This window comes from Microbacterium sp. 2MCAF23, from assembly GCF_052115565.1.
In the GTDB taxonomy this organism is placed as follows: domain Bacteria; phylum Actinomycetota; class Actinomycetes; order Actinomycetales; family Microbacteriaceae; genus Microbacterium.
On sequence record NZ_JBFRGY010000004.1, the window covers coordinates 310,648 to 326,396 of the forward strand.

Sequence of the window (15,749 nt, forward strand, 5' to 3'; positions counted from 1 at the left end):
TAGCCAAGGGAAGTCGTGAAGATCCCCGAACTCGTCTGGCCGGACAGCGGCGGCTACGACGACGGTCTGTTGCTCAGCATCGATGCAGGAGTTGTCGCGTATCTATATCGCGGCCGGAATGCTTGGCACAGCACCTGGGTCAGGCACTGGTTCCGCAACACACATCTCTTCCGCGACGTGACGAGCGCAAGGGCGGGCGCGGAGCAGTTGCGCGAACGCGGCAACGTGTTCTATGTGCGAGAAGTCCCTGCGTTGATCTTGCGCGGGTCACACGACGCCGTCGTGTTGTGCGAGCCCGGAGTCGACGCGCCGTTCGCAGGCTTCCGTGGATTCAACACCACTCCAGTCGATACCGTCGAGGGACGCTGGATCGATGGCGTCTTCCCGGGTATCTCGCTTCGAGATGCCGTCGAGGCCTTCACCGAACATTCGGGCAACTGGGCCGATGCGCGCGCGAGAGATGAGCGCGTCTTGACGGGGATAGTCTCGTCCGACTTCAGTTTCGCAACCCGGCACGGCAGGCTTCAGTCACTGACGTCATTTGCTCGAGGCTCCGAGAATCATTTGGGGTGGAGTCCAGATGACGCACAGACATCTGTGGACTGGAGCGCAACGAGGTCTATTGCTGGCCAGTGGCAGAACCTCACCAAGCTCGCCATGGACGCAGCTCAAGGCCGTTTCAGCCTTACAGAGTCACTGATCAAGTACCGTGACGTCACCCTGACGGCGCTGCCGCGATCCCAGTGGGACTTCAAGAACAATCTGATCAAGATCTCTGCGTGGCAGACGACCCAATCGCGTCTCGATGAGTGGCACGACGCCAATGACCGTTGCGATCAGATCGAGACAGCCATACATGAGGCGGAGTCCATCTGGGCAGCAGCGAAGCAGGCACGCCTTCGTCCCGCTGACACGTCTGCTGGCATGCGAGCGCAACGCGAGCGAGTCGAGAACGTGGAAGAGGCCGTGCGGCGGTTGCATCACGACCTCGATGTCGCGCGATCGGTCGAAGCAGACAGACGCCGCGCCTACCTTGCAGCCGAGGAAGAACAACGACGCCTCGAGCGCGCATTCGGCGACGCCATACCTTAGCAACGTCGACGCAGATCCCGCCGGGCGCCGGCCACACCAGCCCCTCGATCGAGCGCGTTGCGGGCACCGCTCTCACGATGCGCTCAGGGCACCCCGAGGCGATCGGCATTGCGACATCAGACGGCTAGATGCGAACTCGATTCCTCACCCGGAGAACGGATTGACCACCGCCAGCCCCGGAACCTCGAAGTCCTTCTCGTTCCGCGTGACGACGGTCAGGCCGTGATGAAGTGCAGTGGCGGCGATCAAGGAGTCGGCCCACGGGCGGCGGTCGGGCACGTTGATTCCCGCGCACGCCCGGGCTATCTCTGCCGTAATCGGGAGTATTCGCACTCCGAGCTCCAGCCGCACGCCGTCGAGCCATCTCCGCAGCGCCTGGGCTTGGCGCGGATCGCGGCGACCCAGCATCAGCACTCCCCGCTCCAGCTCATAGTCCGAGATCACACTGATGAACAGCGAACTCGGTGCGACGGACGCCATCCAGCGCCGAGCCTCTTCCCCCACGTGTCCCGCTCGTCGAGCTTCCGAGAGCGTGTTGGTGTCAACGAGGTACACCGCTCAGAACTCCACCGGCGGTCGGCCGAAGTCCTTCTTCCGATCCGCGACGATCTCATCGATGATCCGATCGAACTCGCCATCGTCCAGCTCGCTCTCCTCGGGCGCCATGGCGAGCAGGTCGAGCATTGAGGTCGGTGCGGACGGTCGTAGACGCTCATACTCCGCGATGCTCAGAAGCACGTAGGCGGGCGCGCCGTGACGCGTCACCAGCACAGGTTCGCCGTCCGCAATGCGCTGCGCCTTGGCGATGGACTGATTGAACTCGCGCGCCGTCATGGTGAACATCGTGCACCTCGATCTCCGATGTAGTGAGAGTACTACACAGTGCTGGAAGTCACAGGTGGCGTCAGCATCCGAACCCGACCACGACGACTCGGATCGAAAGTCCTATCCAACCTCGGAATCCGCAGGATCCGGGGATCCCAACCTTCGATATCTGTTGTCATTTCCGATTTCGAGTGACAAGATCGGAGCATGAGCGCCGATCTGCAACAGAAAGCACACGATCACCTCTGGATGCACTTCACCCGGCAGTCCACGATGGACCGCAACGGGGTGCCGATCATCGTCCGGGGTGAGGGACACCACATCTGGGACGACACCGGCAAGCAGTACATCGACGGGCTCTCGGGCCTGTTCGTCGTCAACGCGGGCCACGGCCGCAAGCGCCTCGCCGAGGCCGCGGCGAAGCAGGCCGAGCAGCTGGCCTTCTTCCCGCTGTGGTCGTACGCGCACCCCGCCGCGATCGAGTTGGCCGACCGTCTGGCCGGCTACGCCCCGGGCGACCTGAACCGGGTCTTCTTCACCTCGGGCGGCGGCGAGGCCGTCGAGACCGCCTTCAAGCTCGCCAAGCACTACTGGAAGCTGCAGGGCAAGCACACCAAGCACAAGGTGCTCTCCCGCGCGATCGCCTACCACGGCACCACGCAGGGCGCGCTTGCGATCACCGGCATCCCCGCGATGAAGGCCATGTTCGAGCCGGTCACCCCGGGCGGCTTCCGCGTGCCCAACACGAACATCTACCGCGCGGCGGAGATGGGCGCGCCGACGGACCCCGAAGCGTTCGGCGTCTGGGCGGCCGACCGGATCGAGGAGATGATCCAGTTCGAGGGCCCCGACACGGTCGCCGCAGTCTTCCTCGAGCCGGTGCAGAACTCGGGCGGCTGCTTCCCGCCGCCCCCCGGATACTTCCAGCGCGTGCGCGAGATCTGCGACCGCTACGACGTGCTGCTCGTCTCGGACGAGGTGATCTGCGCGTTCGGCCGGATCGGGCACATGTTCGCCTGCGACGCCTACGGTTACGTGCCCGACATCATCACCTGCGCCAAGGGCATCACGAGCGGATACTCCCCCCTGGGCGCCGCGATCGTGAGCGACAAGATCTACGAGCCGTTCGCGCACGGCGACCTGTCGTTCCCGCACGGCTACACCTTCGGCGGACACCCCGTGTCGGCCGCGGTCGCCCTGGAGAATCTGGACATCTTCGAGGAGGAGAAGCTCAACGAGCGCGTGCGCGAGAACTCGCCGCTGTTCCGCGCAGAGCTGGAGACCCTGCTCGATCTGCCGCTCGTCGGCGACGTGCGCGGCGATGGCTACTTCTTCGGGATCGAGCTGGTCAAGGACAAGACCACGCGGGAGACGTTCGACGACGACGAGTCGGAGCGCCTGCTGCGCGGGTTCCTCTCCGGCGCGCTGTTCGATGCCGGCCTGTACTGCCGCGCCGATGACCGCGGCGACCCCGTGATCCAGCTCGCGCCGCCGCTCACCATAGGGCCGGCGGAGTTCCGCGAGATCGCCGGGATCCTGCGCGGCGTGCTGACCGAGGCCGAGTCGGTTCTGTAGTCGCTGGGGACGCGACAGGGGGAGGACGGATGGGGATCCGCCCTCCCCCCTTCTTCTGCTCTCGCGCCGCGCTCGGCAGTCTGCGCTCGCGCCGCGCTCGGCCGTCTGCGATCGTGCCGCGCGAGGCTCAGCGCGACGGCGTCGCGATCACCAGGCTCGTCGGGCCGACCTGCTCGACGCTCACGAGGTCGAGGGCCATGCCGCCGGGGAACAGTCGCCGGCCGGCGCCGGTCGCCGTGGGGAACACACGCAGCCGGTACTCGTCGACCGCGCCTGCCGCGACGAAGCGCTCGACGAGCGACCCGCTGCCGATGACGATGACGTCGCGCTCCGTGGCGGTCTCCCGCGCCCAGCCGACCGGATCCGTCTCGACCCGCCGGGAGTTCTGCCACCGGGCGAGGTCTATGTCGCCGCCCGTGACGACCGCCTTGTCCGCGGCGTTCAGCGCGCGGGCGAACGGATCCGTCTCGTCGCGCGGCGGCCACAGGGCCGAGAAGGCCTCCCAGGTGCGACGTCCGAACAGGAAGATCCCGGTCTGCAGGATCGGGCCGTAGTGGAACTTGTCCCCCGAGATCGCCTCGGGACCGTGCCGGAAGCACCACCCGCCGAACGGCGTACCGTCGGATCCGTCCGGATCCTCCACGACGCCGTCGAGAGTGATGAACTGCGCCACGATGATGCGTGCCATGTCGTGCTCCTCGCCTCGTGCCCCGATGCGGATCCTCCGCGGAGGGCTTCATGAGGGTGTACGGGCGAGAGCAGCCGAACTCATCGGTGCGGGCGGAATCCGTACGGGCGGGATCCGTTCGGACTCGTCAGACTGCGACGATGCCCTCGCGCTCGAACAGGGCGAACAGCGCCTCGTCGCGGTACACCAGCACGTGCCCGATCCGGGTTCCCGTCACGTCGGCTTCGAACAGCTGCACCGTGTGCGGGTGCGGGCCGTCGTCGTCGACGCGCAGGAGCAGGAAGCCGTGCTGCCCGTTGGCCGAGATCGGACGGCTCTGCCAGCCCGTCCCCTGCCAGTCGAACAGGTGCGCCATGAACGCGGCGTACGTCTCGCGCCCGATCGACCAGAACGGCACGGGCGGCATCTCGAACAGCACGTCATCGGCGACGAGCTCCGCGAGCGCGGCGACGTCGGCCTGCTCGATGGCGCGCGCATACCGCTCGACCGTCTCGCGCCGCAGCGGGGCGGGGCGGGAGGATCGCTCTGCGACAGCCGCCTTCGCGCGCTGCAATGCCGAGTTCACCGACGGCACGCTCGTCTCCAGGATCCGGGCCGTCTCCGCCGCGGAGTGCCCGAGCACTTCGCGCAGGATGAAGACCCCGCGCTGCTTCGGCGGCAGCGCCTGCAGCACGAGCGTCACCGCGAGCCGCACCCCGGAGGCTTCGGCGACCGCCCGCTCCGGCTCGGAGTCGGCCCACCAGCGGGTCGGCGCCGGCACCAGCCAGGGCACGTCCAGTGCCGGCACCAGGGGCGCGCCGACGTCGATGCCCGGGTCCGTGAGGTCGCGTGGGAGCGGGCGTCGCGGTGTCTCGCGGAGCCGATCCACGCACACGTTGCGCGCGATGCGGTACACCCACGTGGACAGCGCCGCCTTGTCCGGATCGTACGACGCCCGGCTGCGCCAGGCCCGCTCGAGCGCATCCTGCACCGCGTCCTCCGCATCGAACGGCGAACCCAGCATCTGATAGCAGAAGGCGAGCAGTCCGCTGCGAAGCGCGGCGAGGTCGGGGGCGTCCACGCAGCCGAGGCTAGCCGTCCCGCTCAGCCGCCCGCCATCGTCCGAGCGATGTCGGCGGCGGAATCGCCCGCCTTCTTCAGAACCAGCGCCACGAGCGCGAGCGCACCGAGCGTCAGCAGGAGCATGATCGTGGACACCGCGGCGATCTCCGGGCGCAGGCCGCTGCGCAGGGCGCTCAGCACGTAGACCGGCCACGGCGTGGTGCCGGAGACCTGCACGAAGGCGGAGACGATCGTGTTGTCGAGCCCCAGCGTGAACGAGAGCAGGAAGCCCGCGAGGACGGCCGGCATCGCGAGCGGCAGCGTGACCTTCGCGAAGGTGGTGAACGGCTTGGCGTAGAGATCCGCCGAGGCCTCCTCCAGCCGGGCGTCGAGGCCGACCAGGCGCGCCCGCACGATGTAGGAGACGATCGCGATCGAGAACAGCGACTGGCCGATCACGAGGCGCACGGTGCCGTCGTTGAAGATCCACAGCCCCAGATCCTGGCCGAGGAAGACGACCCAGGGCAGCAGCGCCACGGCGTCCACGATCTCCGGCGTCACCGAGATGAGCAGCAGCAACCCCAGGAACCACGGCACCCACTTGCCGGGTGTGCGCGCCATCGCGATGCCGGCGAGGGTGCCCAGCGCCGTCGCCAGCACGGCGGCGATGAGACCGGTGCGCAGCGAGACCAGCACCGCGTCGCGGACGGCCGGCTTGGTGACGATCGCGGCGAACGAGTCGAAGCCGAAGTGGTCCCACGAGATCAGCAGCCGGCCGACATTGAACGAGTAGACGATCACGACAGCGATCGGCAGAAACAGGAAGACGAACACCAGCGTCGCCCACAGCGGCAGCAGCCAGCGGCTGACGTTGCGCGGCGCCTTCGCACGGCGACCGGATCCCGCCCGGGTCGTGGACGGTGACGGATCCGCCTGCTCGGCGGGGCGTTCTGCGACGACGGTCATCGTGCGTCCTCCAGCGTCAGTCGGTAGCTGCGGCGGATGGGGATCGTGACGAGCCAGCCGATCGCCGCCATGACCCCGATCGACAGGGCGATCGTGAGGATGAGCAGCACGGCCATCGCGGATCCGAGCGCCCAGTTCTGCGCGGTCTGGAACTGGCTGGCGACGATCTGACCGACCATGTTGCCCTTCGCGCCGCCCAGGACGGTCGCCGTGATGTAGTCGCCCATGAGCGGGATGTAGACCAGCAGCACCCCGGCGATGATGCCGGGCTGCGCGAGCGGGATCGTCACGCGGAAGAACGTCTGCCAGCTGCCGGCGCCGAGATCCTTGCTCGCCTCGCGCAGCGGGCCGCTCACGCGGTCGAACGCCACGAACAGCGGCAGGATCATGAGCGGCAGATAGTTGTAGACGACGCCGAGCAGCACCGCACCGCGGGTGTTCAGGATCCCGAGAGGTCCCGGGATCACGCCGAGGAACTGCAGCGCGTGCGAGAGCCAGCCTTCGGGCGCCAGGATGATCTGCCAGCCGATCGTGCGCACCAGGAAGTTGGTCCAGAACGGCACCATCACCAGGGCGAGGAACATCCCGCGCCGGCTCGGTGCGCACTTCACCGCGATCCAGTACGCGACCGGTGCGCCGATCAGGAGGCACAGGGCGGTTCCGGCGATGCCGACCCAGAGCGTGTTCTGGAAGGTCGCGAAGAAGGTGGGCGAGAGCGCCTCGACGTAGCGATCGAAGGACAGCTTGTCGTTCGCGTTGGTCGAGAAGATGCTCGGCTTGTAGCCGAAGCTGTACCAGACCACGACGCCGATCGGGACGACGAAGAAGACGAGCAGCCACACCCAGGCGGGCAGGGCCAGGCCGAAGCGGATCCTGAGCTTACGCACCGGCGGCCGCCTTCGTCGCGTTCCAGATCGCCACGATCCGCTCCTGGGCCTTCGTGAACTTCCCCTCGTGCATCGTGGCGATCTGCTCCTCCGTGAAGAAGACCATGTCGAGGTTCTCCAATCCCGCCTCCTCGGCCCGCTGCTGATTGCCCTCGACGCCGGTGTCGTAGCCGATGTAGTCCATCTGCTTCACCTGCACGTCCGGCGCGATGATGAAGTTGATGAAGGCGTGCGCCGCCTCGGGGTGCGGCGCCCCCTTGGCGATCGACCAGTTGTCCATCCAGATCTCGGTCGCCGGGGCCCCCAGCACCCACTGCCAGCGCTCCGGATTCTTCGACGCCGCGATCCCGGTGCGCGCGTCGCCGTTGTACACCTGCACGAGCGCCGCGGTCGCCTGCGGGATGATCTGTCCGCCGGGTGCGGAGTCGAAGGAGATCACATGCGGGGCGATCTCCTTCGTCATGAACGCTTCGCAGTCCGCGAGGTGCTTCTCGTCCGTCGTGTTCCAGTCGATCCCGTGGGACCAGAAGTAGATGCCGCACATGGGCGCCGGGTCATCGAGGAGGGAGGTCTTCCCGGAGGCCTCGTTCTGCGCCGCATCGATGAAGTCGGCCCACCCGGTCAGTTCCCGCTTGATCACGGTCTTGTCGTAGGCGAAGCCCGTCGTGCCCCATGCCTTGCAGATCGAGTACTCGTTCTTCGGATCGAACGTGCGGTGGATGAAGTGGGGGTTCATCGTCTGGAAGTTCGGGATCAGGTCGAGGTTCAGCCGCTCCAGGAGACCGTTCTCGGCCATGGGGAGGATGAACGGACCCGTCGGGACGACGATGTCGTAGCCCGACGTGCCGCGCGCGGCGACCAGCTTCGCGACGAGCTCCTCGTTCGAGTTGAACGCGTCGACGACGATCTTCGGCCCCTTCTTCTTCGTGAAGGCGCTCAGCAGATCCGGATCGTCGTAGTCGCTCCAGGTGTAGATCGAGAGCTTGTCCTCGAGCGGACCGCCGTTCGCCTGGGATGCCGCGGACGCCTTCTGCGGGGCGCAGGCGGTGAACAGCACGGCGCCGGAAGCCGCAAGCGCGGTCGCGAGGAAGCCGCGCCGCGTCAGCTCGGCACCGATCTTGCGTGCGGACGTAGCGTTCGCGAGCACCCGCACCGGGGGCTGGCCGTGAGCGCCGCCGTGCGCCATCAGGCCGCTTCCTTGGGCAGAGCGATCACGTGGGTGGCCGTCTCGGGGATCCCGTCGCCGGCGAAGATGCGCACGTCGGCGTCGCTCCAGGTGCAGCGCACGGCGTCGCCGACGGCCACCGCCGGCGCGACGGGAGCGGGGATCCGCACCAGGAACGTCTGCTCGCGGCCCACGTCCACGGCGACCTGCAGGGTCTCGCCCAGATGCGAGACGCCCAGCACGGTGCCGTCGAGGCCGGGTTCGTCCGCACGTCCCGCAGGAGCGAGCCGCACGAACTCCGGGCGGATCGCGGCGACAGCGGAGGATCCCGGCGCGCTCTGCTCCCCGCCCCAGCGTCCGTACACGGTTCCTGCGAAGGTGTCGACGGCGTCGCCGCCGAGTACCGTCCCGTGCAGGAAGTTCTGCTGGCCGATGAACGATGCCACGTAGGCCGAGGCCGGCTCGGCGTAGATGTCGGCGGGGGCGGCGAGCTGCTCGATCCGCCCCGCACGCATCACCGCGATCCGGTCGCTCATCGACAGCGCTTCCGCCTGATCGTGCGTGACGAACACGAAGGTCGTGCCGAGCCGCGACTGCAGCAGCTTCAGCTCGAGCTGCATCTCCTCGCGCAATTGGCGGTCGAGGGCCGCGAGCGGCTCATCCAGCAGCAGCACGCTGGGACGATTGATCAGGGCACGGGACAGTGCGATGCGCTGCTGCTGCCCGCCACTCAGCTGGGTGGGCTTGCGGTCCGCGAAGCGGCGCAGCTGCACCATGTCGAGGGCCTCGGCCACGCGTTCGCGCTGCTCGGCCTTGGGCACTCCGCGCTGCTGCAGTCCGTAAGCGACGTTCTCCGCCACCGTCATGTGCGGGAACAGCGCGTACGCCTGGAAGACCGTGTTCACCTCCCGCTTGTGCGGGGGAAGGCCGAGGACGCTCCGGCCGCTCAGGCGGATGTCGCCCTCGTCGGGGTGCTCGAAGCCCGCGATCATGCGCAGGGTCGTGGTCTTGCCGCATCCCGAGGGACCGAGAAGGGAGAGGAACTCCCCCGGCCGGATCGACAGCGACAGCCGGTCGACGGCCGTCGCCTCACCGTAGTACTTGGTGACGCCAGAGATCTCGACGCCGCCGGTGGGCGCATCGGTCGTGCTCTGAGCAGGTACGGACATGGGACCGCTCATGGAACCTCCACAGTGAGTTCTTCGCTGCGGAGAGTCTGGCACAGGATCTGCGCTCAGTACAGAGGAAAACGTAGGTTCATTGGATTCCGACGACGATATTCGTTGTCAATTGGATGCCCATCAACGAATATGCGTGTTTCGGTATCGTTTCGCGCGAGCTACTTCGCCTGGAAGTCGAACGCCTTCAGGAGCTCCTCGATGGCCTGCTCGCGCTGCTCGCCGCCCTCGTCGAACATGTGCGCCACGTGCGTGCGCAGGTGGTTCTCCAGCAGCAGCTTGTTGAGGGATTCGAGAGAGCGCTGGATGGCGCGGGACTGCGTGATGATGTCCATGCAGTACTCCTCGCCCTCGATCATCTTCGCGACGCCGCGGAGCTGCCCCTCGAGGATGCTGGTGCGGTGCAGGGCGCGCTTCTTGATGTCTTCGATCACGAGGTAGAGAGTACCGCCCGCCTCGCGGGTGGGGCTCTGCAAGGATGGGCGCATGGCGCGCGCCCGTGAAGCACTGCTGTCCCCGGCGGATCTGGAGCGCCTGCGCGCCCTACGGCAGATGAAGGCCGTCGCCCTCGCCGCTCTCGGCGTGATGGCGGTCGCGTTCGTCGTGGCCTTCTCGCTGCAGCAGCGCTATCCGTGGCTGGAGTATGTACGCGCGGCAGCGGAGGGCGGCATGGTCGGCGCCCTGGCCGACTGGTTCGCCGTGACAGCCCTGTTCCGCCGCCCGCTCGGACTGCCGATCCCGCACACCGCGATCATCCCCAGCCGCAAGGACGAGATCGGCCGCACGCTCGGCGAGTTCGTCGAGACCAACTTCCTCTCCGCGGAGGTCGTGCGTACGAAACTGTCCGAGACCTCCATCGCCGCGCGACTCGGATCCTGGCTGCGCGTACCCGCACATGCGGAACGGGTTGCGACAGAGGGATCCACCATCGCCTCCGCTGTGCTGCGCGCCCTCAGCGACGACGACGTGCAGAGCGTGATCGCGGAACTCGCGCGCGAGCATCTGGTCGAACCGGAGTGGGGCACGCCGGCGGGGGCCTGGCTGCAGCGCATCGTCGAAGCCGACGCCCATCGCGACGCCGTGGACCTCGCCGTCGACAGCATCGCGACCTGGCTGGATGGCAACGCCGCAGCGTTCCAGGGTCTGCTCTCGCGCCGGCTGCCGGGATGGGTGCCACGGCTGGCCCACCGCTTCGTGGACGAGGCCGCCTACAACGAGGCCGTGCGGTTCGTGCGAGCGGTGCAGGCCGATCCGCGCCATCCCGCCCGGCGCGCTCTGGACGGATACCTCGCCCGCCTGGCGAACAACCTGCAGCACGACTCCGCCACGCGGGCGCGCCTGGAGAACGCCAAGGCGGCCCTGTTCGACAGCCCGCGTGTGGGCGCCTTGGCCGCCGAGGCGTGGAACGCGGCGAAGACCGGGCTGCTGTCGGCGCTCGCGGATCCGGAGAGCGGGCTGCGCCGTCGCGCCGCCGTGGCGATCGGCGAGCTGGGCGATCGCCTGGCCACCGAGGACCCGCTGCAGCACCGTGTGGACGGCTGGGTCACGGACGCCGCGGTGTTCCTCGTCGACCGCTACCGGCACGACATCGCCTCGATCATCACCGACACCGTGGAGCGATGGGATCCGGCCGAGACCACGGAGAAGATCGAGCTCATGGTCGGCCGCGATCTGCAGTACATCCGCCTGAACGGCACCGTGGTCGGAGCGCTCGCCGGGCTCGCGATCTTCGCGGTGGCGCACGCCGTCATCCCCGTGTAGCCCCGCTCGCGACGTATAGACCACTTGCCCTGTCTCGGTTCTCAGACACTACGCAGCCCGGCACGGCAGTGCGGATCCCGACGAGTGGCACTCTGGACAGCGGATGCGACCGCGCGTCCGGGAAGGGACTCCTCATGGCACTGTCGCACGATCCCCTCTGGCCCCGTGGAGGCGACTGGCCCGCGTTCGGCACGCACGCCGACGCCGTCCTGCTGGGCGTTCCGACCTGGCGGACCTCGCTCTCGCCGACCGGCGCGCACGCGACGCCCGCCGCGATCCGCGACGCGCTGCGCCGCTACAGCCCGACCCTGATGGGTCCGCCCGTGGTCGATCTCAACGCCGTACTGCAGATCGCCGACGCCGGGGACGTGCACGAGCCGGACGGTGACGAGGGCGTGGCTCGGGCGATCGCGCGCGTGTCCGAGCTGTCCGCGGCATCGCGCCTCGTGATCGCGCTCGGCGGGGACAACTCCCTCACGTACCCTGTCGCGCTCGGATCCGGGTCCACAGGCCTCATCACGATCGATGCGCACTTCGACCTGCGCGACGGGGTGTCCAACGGCTCGCCCGTGCGTCGGCTCGTCGAGGACGCTCCGGACGGATCCGCGATCGATCCGCACCGGATCGTCCAGATCGGGATCGCGGACTTCGCGAACTCCGCCGCCTACGCCCAGCGTGCCGCGGACTGGGGCATCCGCGTGATCACCCTGGACGAGGTGCGCCGCCGCGGGATCGACGACGTCGTGGCCGAGGCGGTGGAGATCGCCGGCGCCGGAGACGCCTCACGCGTGCACCTCGATATCGACGTGGACGCCTGCGACCGCGCAGCGACCCCGGGATGCCCGGCGAGCGTGCCCGGCGGATTCGCGGCCTGGGAGCTGCGGGCCCTGGTGCGGGGCATCGCCTCCGACCCGCGCGTGGTCAGCGCCGACATCGCCGAGGTGGATGCCACCGCCGATGACGAGGATGCGCGCACCGTGCGCCTCGCCGCACTGTGCGTGCTGGAACTGCTGGCCGCGCTGGCCGGCCGAGGCTGATCCGCCGATGACCGACCGTCCCGCACGCGATCCGTTCCTCGATGGCGGTCCCGCCCTGCGCACCGCCCTGGGGTTGCGGTTCCTGCTCGAGCTCGCGCTGCTGGCCGGTGCCGCGGTCGCCGCAGTGCGACTCCTTCCCGGCTGGCCGGGGTGGGTGGGCGCCATCGTGACGATCGTCGTACTGGCGGTCGTCTGGGGCCTGCTGCTGTCTCCCAAGGCGCGCTTCGGCATCCGTCCCGCGGGCCGGGTGCTCCTGGAGACCGCGCTCTTCGGCGCCGTGGGAGCGGCGCTCTGGGCGAGCGGGCTCGGCATCGCCGGGGTCGCGCTCTTCGCCGCGTGGGCGCTGGACAGGATCGCCCTGGCCGTGCTCAACCGCGACTGAGCGCAGCGCGCGCTCAGAGTTCGCGCAGCGCCTCGTCGATCGGCCGGTCTCCCTCGTTGAAGCGGATCGTGCGGCGTATGGTCGCCGGCTCGAGCAGCGTCTGCGCGATGACGTGCGCGACATCGGCGCGGGATACGCTGCCCGAGGCCTCCGATGTGGCGTCGATCCGCCCCGTCGGCTCCTCCAGCGTGAGCCGGCTCGGCGCGAGCACGGTCCACTCCAGTCCGGACGCGCGCAGCGCCTCATCGGCCGCCGCCTTCGCCTCGGCATACGCGAAGAACGAGTCCGTCGCGGGTATGCCGTGCTCGGGCGAGGATCCGAAGTACGACACCATCACGTACCGTGCGACGCCCGCGTCGGCGGCCGCGTCCATGGACCGGACGGCGGCGTCGAGGTCGACGGCCCGGGTGCGCTCCGCCGAGCCGCCGCCGGCTCCGGCCGACCAGACGATGGCGTCGTGCCCGGCGATCAGCGTCGCCATCGCCTCCTTCGACGCCGACTCGACGTCGAAGACCACGGGATCCGCCCCTGTCGCACGCAGGTCGTCGATCTGCGCGGCGTCGCGGATCACCGCGGTCACCTGGTCGCCGCGCGCCGTGAGGAGGGGTTCGAGGAGAAGGGCGACCTTGCCGTGGCCGCCGAAGATCAGGATCCGTGCCATGCGTCCACGCTAAGCCCGAACCAGAGAGAACGGGTCGCTCGATCCGGATCCGCTCAGCGCACGACCAGACGCGGCTCGATCAGCGCGTGCGCCGTGCCCGCCAGAACGTCCCGCGGAGTGACCGTCTCGCCGGTCGGCCCCATGAGCAGTTCCAAGGTCGCGGCTGCGACGTCCTCGGGACGCTGCTCGACGCTCGAGAAGCCGAGCGCCTCCGCGGTCGGCGTGTTGTCGAACCCGATCACCGGCACCCGTGCGGACCTGCCGGTCTCCGCGAGGAGCGCGCCGATCGCGAGGGAGTCACTCGCACAGACCACGGCGTCCACGTCCGCGCTCGCGGCGGCCACGACGGCTCGCGCCAGAGCGACGTCCTCCTCGCTCGTCCAGCGCGGCCCCACGGCCCCGGCCGCGGCCATCGCCTCACGCCAGCCGCGCTCCCGATCGTCGCCGGTGCCCGACCCCGTCGGCCAGCCGAGGAACGCGACCCTCGGGCCGAAGCCGAGGGCGTGCTCGGTCGCCGCCCGCGTGCCCGCGGCGCCGTCGACGTCGACCCAGAGATGCTCGGGCGCGGCGAGGTCGTCCTCGCCCCAGGGGCGGCCGAACGCGACGAAGGGCAGCCGCGCTTCACCGAGCCAGCGCGTGCGCGGGTCGCCGTGGAACGTGCCGGTGATGATGGCGGCGTCGATCTCGGAGCCCTCCCAGAGTTCGGCGAGGCGAGCGATCTCATCGTCCGCGGTCCGGGCGGCGTAGACGAGCATGCGCATGCCGCGCTCGCTGGCGCGCTCGGTGAGGGCGTGCACGAAACGGTCCAGGACTACGCCGGAGACGCCACCGACGTAGGGATCCAGGTGGATGCCGATCGTGGAGCTGCGGCGGGTGCGCAGCTGCCGGGCCGCCGCATGCCGGCGATAGCCCAGCTCGACGATCGCCTGCTGCACGCGCTCGCGCGTGGCGGGCTTCACGATCGCCGGGGTGTTCAGCACGTTCGACACCGTCTGCCGCGACACCCCGGCGCGCTCCGCCACATCCTCGACGGTCGGCGTCCTTGCCATGTCTCTCCCTCCCCGGATTCTTCACGGGATCCGGGACCACCTTCTCACCTTGACACCCTGCGCCCCTGCCGTCTAGCGTATTCGACACAGAGTTTGATCGTTCAAATTCTTGGGACGGCCTCCGTCGTCGCCGAGAAGCACACATCATCACGGATGCTCATCAAGGGAGAAGAGACATGACACGGCACAGCACGCGCGCCGCGATCGGGGCCGGAGCCCTCGTCCTCGCCGGCGCGATCGCACTCACCGGCTGCGGTTCGGGATTCTCCGGCGGCGACGCCGGCAGCAGCACCGGATCCTCGAAGCTCACATCGTCCGACAAGCCGCTGAACATCCTCATCGGATCCTCCGGCGACGCGGAGACCAAGGCCGTGAACGACGCCGTGTCCGCGTGGTCGAAGACCTCGGGCGTCAAGGCCACCGTGACCGCGGCGAGCGACCTGAACCAGCAGCTGTCACAGGGCTTCGCGTCCGGCTCCCCTGCCGACGTCTTCTACCAGTCCACCGACGCCCTGGCCGGATACGCCTCGAACGGATCCCTGCTCGCGTACGGCGATCTGCTCAAGAACAAGGACGACTTCTACCCGAGCCTGCTGAAGTCGTTCACCTACGACGGCCAGCTGTACTGCGCACCAAAGGACTTCTCGACGCTGCAGCTCGTGATCAACACCGACATGTGGACGAAGGCCGGCCTCACGGATGCCGACGTCCCCAAGACCTGGGATGAGCTCGCTGCCGTCTCGAAGAAGCTCACCGCCGACGGCCATGTCGGCCTGTCGATGAGCGGCGAGTACGCGCGCGTCGGCGCCTTCATGGTCGCCGCCGGCGGAGGGCTGATGAACGCCGACTCCACCAAGGCCACCGCCGACGCCGAGGGCAACGTGAAGGCGCTCGACTACCTCAAGGGCCTGCTCGGCGACGGCTCGATGAAGTTCGCCGCCGACCTCGGATCCGGCTGGGGCGGCGAGGCGTTCGGCACCCAGAAGGCCGCGATGGTCGTGGAGGGCAACTGGATCACCGGTGCGATGACGAACGATTACCCCACCGTGAAGTACAAGGCGGTCGAGCTGCCCGCAGGCCCCGACGGCAAGAAGGGCACGCTGCAGTTCACGAACTGCTGGGGCATCTCGGCCGACAGCAAGAACCAGAAGGCCGCCCTCGACCTCGTCGAGCACCTGACCAGCGCGGACAGCCAGCTCGCGTTCTCGAAGGCCTTCGGCCCGATGCCGTCGATCGCCTCCGCCGCAGATGCGTGGAAGAAGGACAATGCCGCTCTCGTGCCGTTCCTGAACGGGGCGGACTACGCCCAGGGCGTGCCGACCGCCAAGGGCGCCAGCGACGTCGTGACCGACTTCAACGGCAAGCTCGGATCGCTCGCGACGGGCGACCCGAAGGCGATCCTCGACGCCACGCAGAAGAACCTGGAAGCCCTGACCAAGTAA

The 15,749-nt window shown here is 68.7% G+C and carries 17 protein-coding genes; 6 read left to right on the top strand and 11 right to left on the bottom strand.

The annotated features are described in order from the left end of the window. Nucleotides 1–15 precede the first annotated feature (15 nt). Nucleotides 16–1,092, top strand: a complete 1,077-nt coding sequence (locus AB4078_RS06115; RefSeq protein ID WP_441976372.1) for a hypothetical protein — start codon at nt 16–18, stop codon at nt 1,090–1,092. 144 nt (nt 1,093–1,236) lie between these two features. Here the strand turns inward: AB4078_RS06115 and AB4078_RS06120 are convergent, their stop codons facing one another. Continuing rightward, complete coding sequence (locus AB4078_RS06120; protein WP_441976373.1) at nt 1,237–1,647, bottom strand: type II toxin-antitoxin system VapC family toxin; 411 nt, start codon at nt 1,645–1,647, stop codon at nt 1,237–1,239. A 3-nt stretch (nt 1,648–1,650) separates the two neighbouring features. After that, on the bottom strand, nt 1,651–1,935 hold the full coding sequence (locus AB4078_RS06125) for a type II toxin-antitoxin system Phd/YefM family antitoxin (RefSeq protein ID WP_441976374.1): 285 nt from the start codon (nt 1,933–1,935) through the stop codon (nt 1,651–1,653). A gap of 189 nt (nt 1,936–2,124) precedes the next feature. Here AB4078_RS06125 and AB4078_RS06130 point away from each other — a divergent pair, with 189 nt between their 5' ends. Next, nucleotides 2,125–3,492 (top strand): aspartate aminotransferase family protein, encoded by a 1,368-nt coding sequence (locus AB4078_RS06130; RefSeq protein WP_441976375.1) that lies wholly within the window; start codon nt 2,125–2,127, stop codon nt 3,490–3,492. 127 nt (nt 3,493–3,619) lie between these two features. On the opposite strand, the gene AB4078_RS06135 is transcribed toward AB4078_RS06130, so the two are convergent. The 7 genes from AB4078_RS06135 to AB4078_RS06165 all read right to left on the bottom strand — a co-directional run bounded on the left by AB4078_RS06135 (nt 3,620) and on the right by AB4078_RS06165 (nt 9,851). Further along, nucleotides 3,620–4,180 (bottom strand): dihydrofolate reductase family protein, encoded by a 561-nt coding sequence (locus AB4078_RS06135; RefSeq protein ID WP_441976376.1) that lies wholly within the window; start codon nt 4,178–4,180, stop codon nt 3,620–3,622. Between the two features lie 127 nt (nt 4,181–4,307). After that, complete coding sequence (locus AB4078_RS06140) at nt 4,308–5,240, bottom strand: RNA polymerase subunit sigma-70 (protein ID WP_441976377.1); 933 nt, start codon at nt 5,238–5,240, stop codon at nt 4,308–4,310. A gap of 23 nt (nt 5,241–5,263) precedes the next feature. Next, a complete protein-coding gene (locus AB4078_RS06145; protein ID WP_441976378.1) occupies nt 5,264–6,187 on the bottom strand; it encodes an ABC transporter permease in 924 nt (307 codons plus the stop codon). Further along, nucleotides 6,184–7,074 carry an ABC transporter permease gene (locus tag AB4078_RS06150; protein ID WP_441976379.1) on the bottom strand — a complete coding sequence of 297 codons (891 nt, stop codon included), beginning with the start codon at nt 7,072–7,074 and terminating at the stop codon, nt 6,184–6,186. Before AB4078_RS06150 ends, AB4078_RS06145 begins: the two co-directional genes overlap by 4 nt. After that, nucleotides 7,067–8,260 (bottom strand): extracellular solute-binding protein, encoded by a 1,194-nt coding sequence (locus AB4078_RS06155; protein ID WP_441976380.1) that lies wholly within the window; start codon nt 8,258–8,260, stop codon nt 7,067–7,069. The genes AB4078_RS06150 and AB4078_RS06155 overlap by 8 nt, the downstream gene beginning before the upstream one ends. After that, a complete protein-coding gene (locus AB4078_RS06160) occupies nt 8,260–9,408 on the bottom strand; it encodes an ABC transporter ATP-binding protein (protein ID WP_441976381.1) in 1,149 nt (382 codons plus the stop codon). The genes AB4078_RS06155 and AB4078_RS06160 overlap by 1 nt, the downstream gene beginning before the upstream one ends. A gap of 170 nt (nt 9,409–9,578) precedes the next feature. After that, entirely contained in the window at nt 9,579–9,851 is a 273-nt protein-coding gene (locus tag AB4078_RS06165; RefSeq protein WP_440733666.1) for a metal-sensitive transcriptional regulator, read from the bottom strand. A 52-nt stretch (nt 9,852–9,903) separates the two neighbouring features. Here AB4078_RS06165 and AB4078_RS06170 point away from each other — a divergent pair, with 52 nt between their 5' ends. The 3 genes from AB4078_RS06170 to AB4078_RS06180 all read left to right on the top strand — a co-directional run bounded on the left by AB4078_RS06170 (nt 9,904) and on the right by AB4078_RS06180 (nt 12,597). Next, complete coding sequence (locus AB4078_RS06170) at nt 9,904–11,178, top strand: DUF445 domain-containing protein (protein ID WP_440733667.1); 1,275 nt, start codon at nt 9,904–9,906, stop codon at nt 11,176–11,178. 134 nt (nt 11,179–11,312) lie between these two features. Further along, nucleotides 11,313–12,215, top strand: coding sequence for an agmatinase family protein (locus AB4078_RS06175; protein ID WP_441976382.1), 903 nt, complete (start codon nt 11,313–11,315; stop codon nt 12,213–12,215). Between the two features lie 7 nt (nt 12,216–12,222). Beyond that, on the top strand, nt 12,223–12,597 hold the full coding sequence (locus AB4078_RS06180) for a YrdB family protein (RefSeq protein WP_441976383.1): 375 nt from the start codon (nt 12,223–12,225) through the stop codon (nt 12,595–12,597). A 13-nt stretch (nt 12,598–12,610) separates the two neighbouring features. Here AB4078_RS06180 and AB4078_RS06185 read toward each other — a convergent pair whose 3' ends face one another. Next, nucleotides 12,611–13,258 carry an SDR family oxidoreductase gene (locus AB4078_RS06185; protein ID WP_440733671.1) on the bottom strand — a complete coding sequence of 216 codons (648 nt, stop codon included), beginning with the start codon at nt 13,256–13,258 and terminating at the stop codon, nt 12,611–12,613. 53 nt (nt 13,259–13,311) lie between these two features. Beyond that, nucleotides 13,312–14,307: a LacI family DNA-binding transcriptional regulator gene (locus tag AB4078_RS06190; RefSeq protein WP_441976384.1), complete on the bottom strand. Its 996-nt coding sequence runs from the start codon at nt 14,305–14,307 to the stop codon at nt 13,312–13,314. Between the two features lie 176 nt (nt 14,308–14,483). Here AB4078_RS06190 and AB4078_RS06195 point away from each other — a divergent pair, with 176 nt between their 5' ends. Continuing rightward, entirely contained in the window at nt 14,484–15,749 is a 1,266-nt protein-coding gene (locus AB4078_RS06195) for a sugar ABC transporter substrate-binding protein (RefSeq protein ID WP_440733673.1), read from the top strand.

Coding starts and splice junctions, on each gene's coding strand:
- AB4078_RS06160 (WP_441976381.1), bottom strand. CDS start 9,408: ATGTCCGTACCTGCTCAGAGCACGACCGATGCGCCCACCGGCGGCGTC.
- AB4078_RS06195 (WP_440733673.1), top strand. CDS start 14,484: ATGACACGGCACAGCACGCGCGCCGCGATCGGGGCCGGAGCCCTCGTC.
- AB4078_RS06175 (WP_441976382.1), top strand. CDS start 11,313: ATGGCACTGTCGCACGATCCCCTCTGGCCCCGTGGAGGCGACTGGCCC.
- AB4078_RS06125 (WP_441976374.1), bottom strand. CDS start 1,935: ATGTTCACCATGACGGCGCGCGAGTTCAATCAGTCCATCGCCAAGGCG.
- AB4078_RS06135 (WP_441976376.1), bottom strand. CDS start 4,180: ATGGCACGCATCATCGTGGCGCAGTTCATCACTCTCGACGGCGTCGTG.
- AB4078_RS06190 (WP_441976384.1), bottom strand. CDS start 14,307: ATGGCAAGGACGCCGACCGTCGAGGATGTGGCGGAGCGCGCCGGGGTG.
- AB4078_RS06170 (WP_440733667.1), top strand. CDS start 9,904: ATGGCGCGCGCCCGTGAAGCACTGCTGTCCCCGGCGGATCTGGAGCGC.
- AB4078_RS06145 (WP_441976378.1), bottom strand. CDS start 6,187: ATGACCGTCGTCGCAGAACGCCCCGCCGAGCAGGCGGATCCGTCACCG.
- AB4078_RS06130 (WP_441976375.1), top strand. CDS start 2,125: ATGAGCGCCGATCTGCAACAGAAAGCACACGATCACCTCTGGATGCAC.
- AB4078_RS06180 (WP_441976383.1), top strand. CDS start 12,223: ATGACCGACCGTCCCGCACGCGATCCGTTCCTCGATGGCGGTCCCGCC.
- AB4078_RS06185 (WP_440733671.1), bottom strand. CDS start 13,258: ATGGCACGGATCCTGATCTTCGGCGGCCACGGCAAGGTCGCCCTTCTC.
- AB4078_RS06155 (WP_441976380.1), bottom strand. CDS start 8,260: ATGGCGCACGGCGGCGCTCACGGCCAGCCCCCGGTGCGGGTGCTCGCG.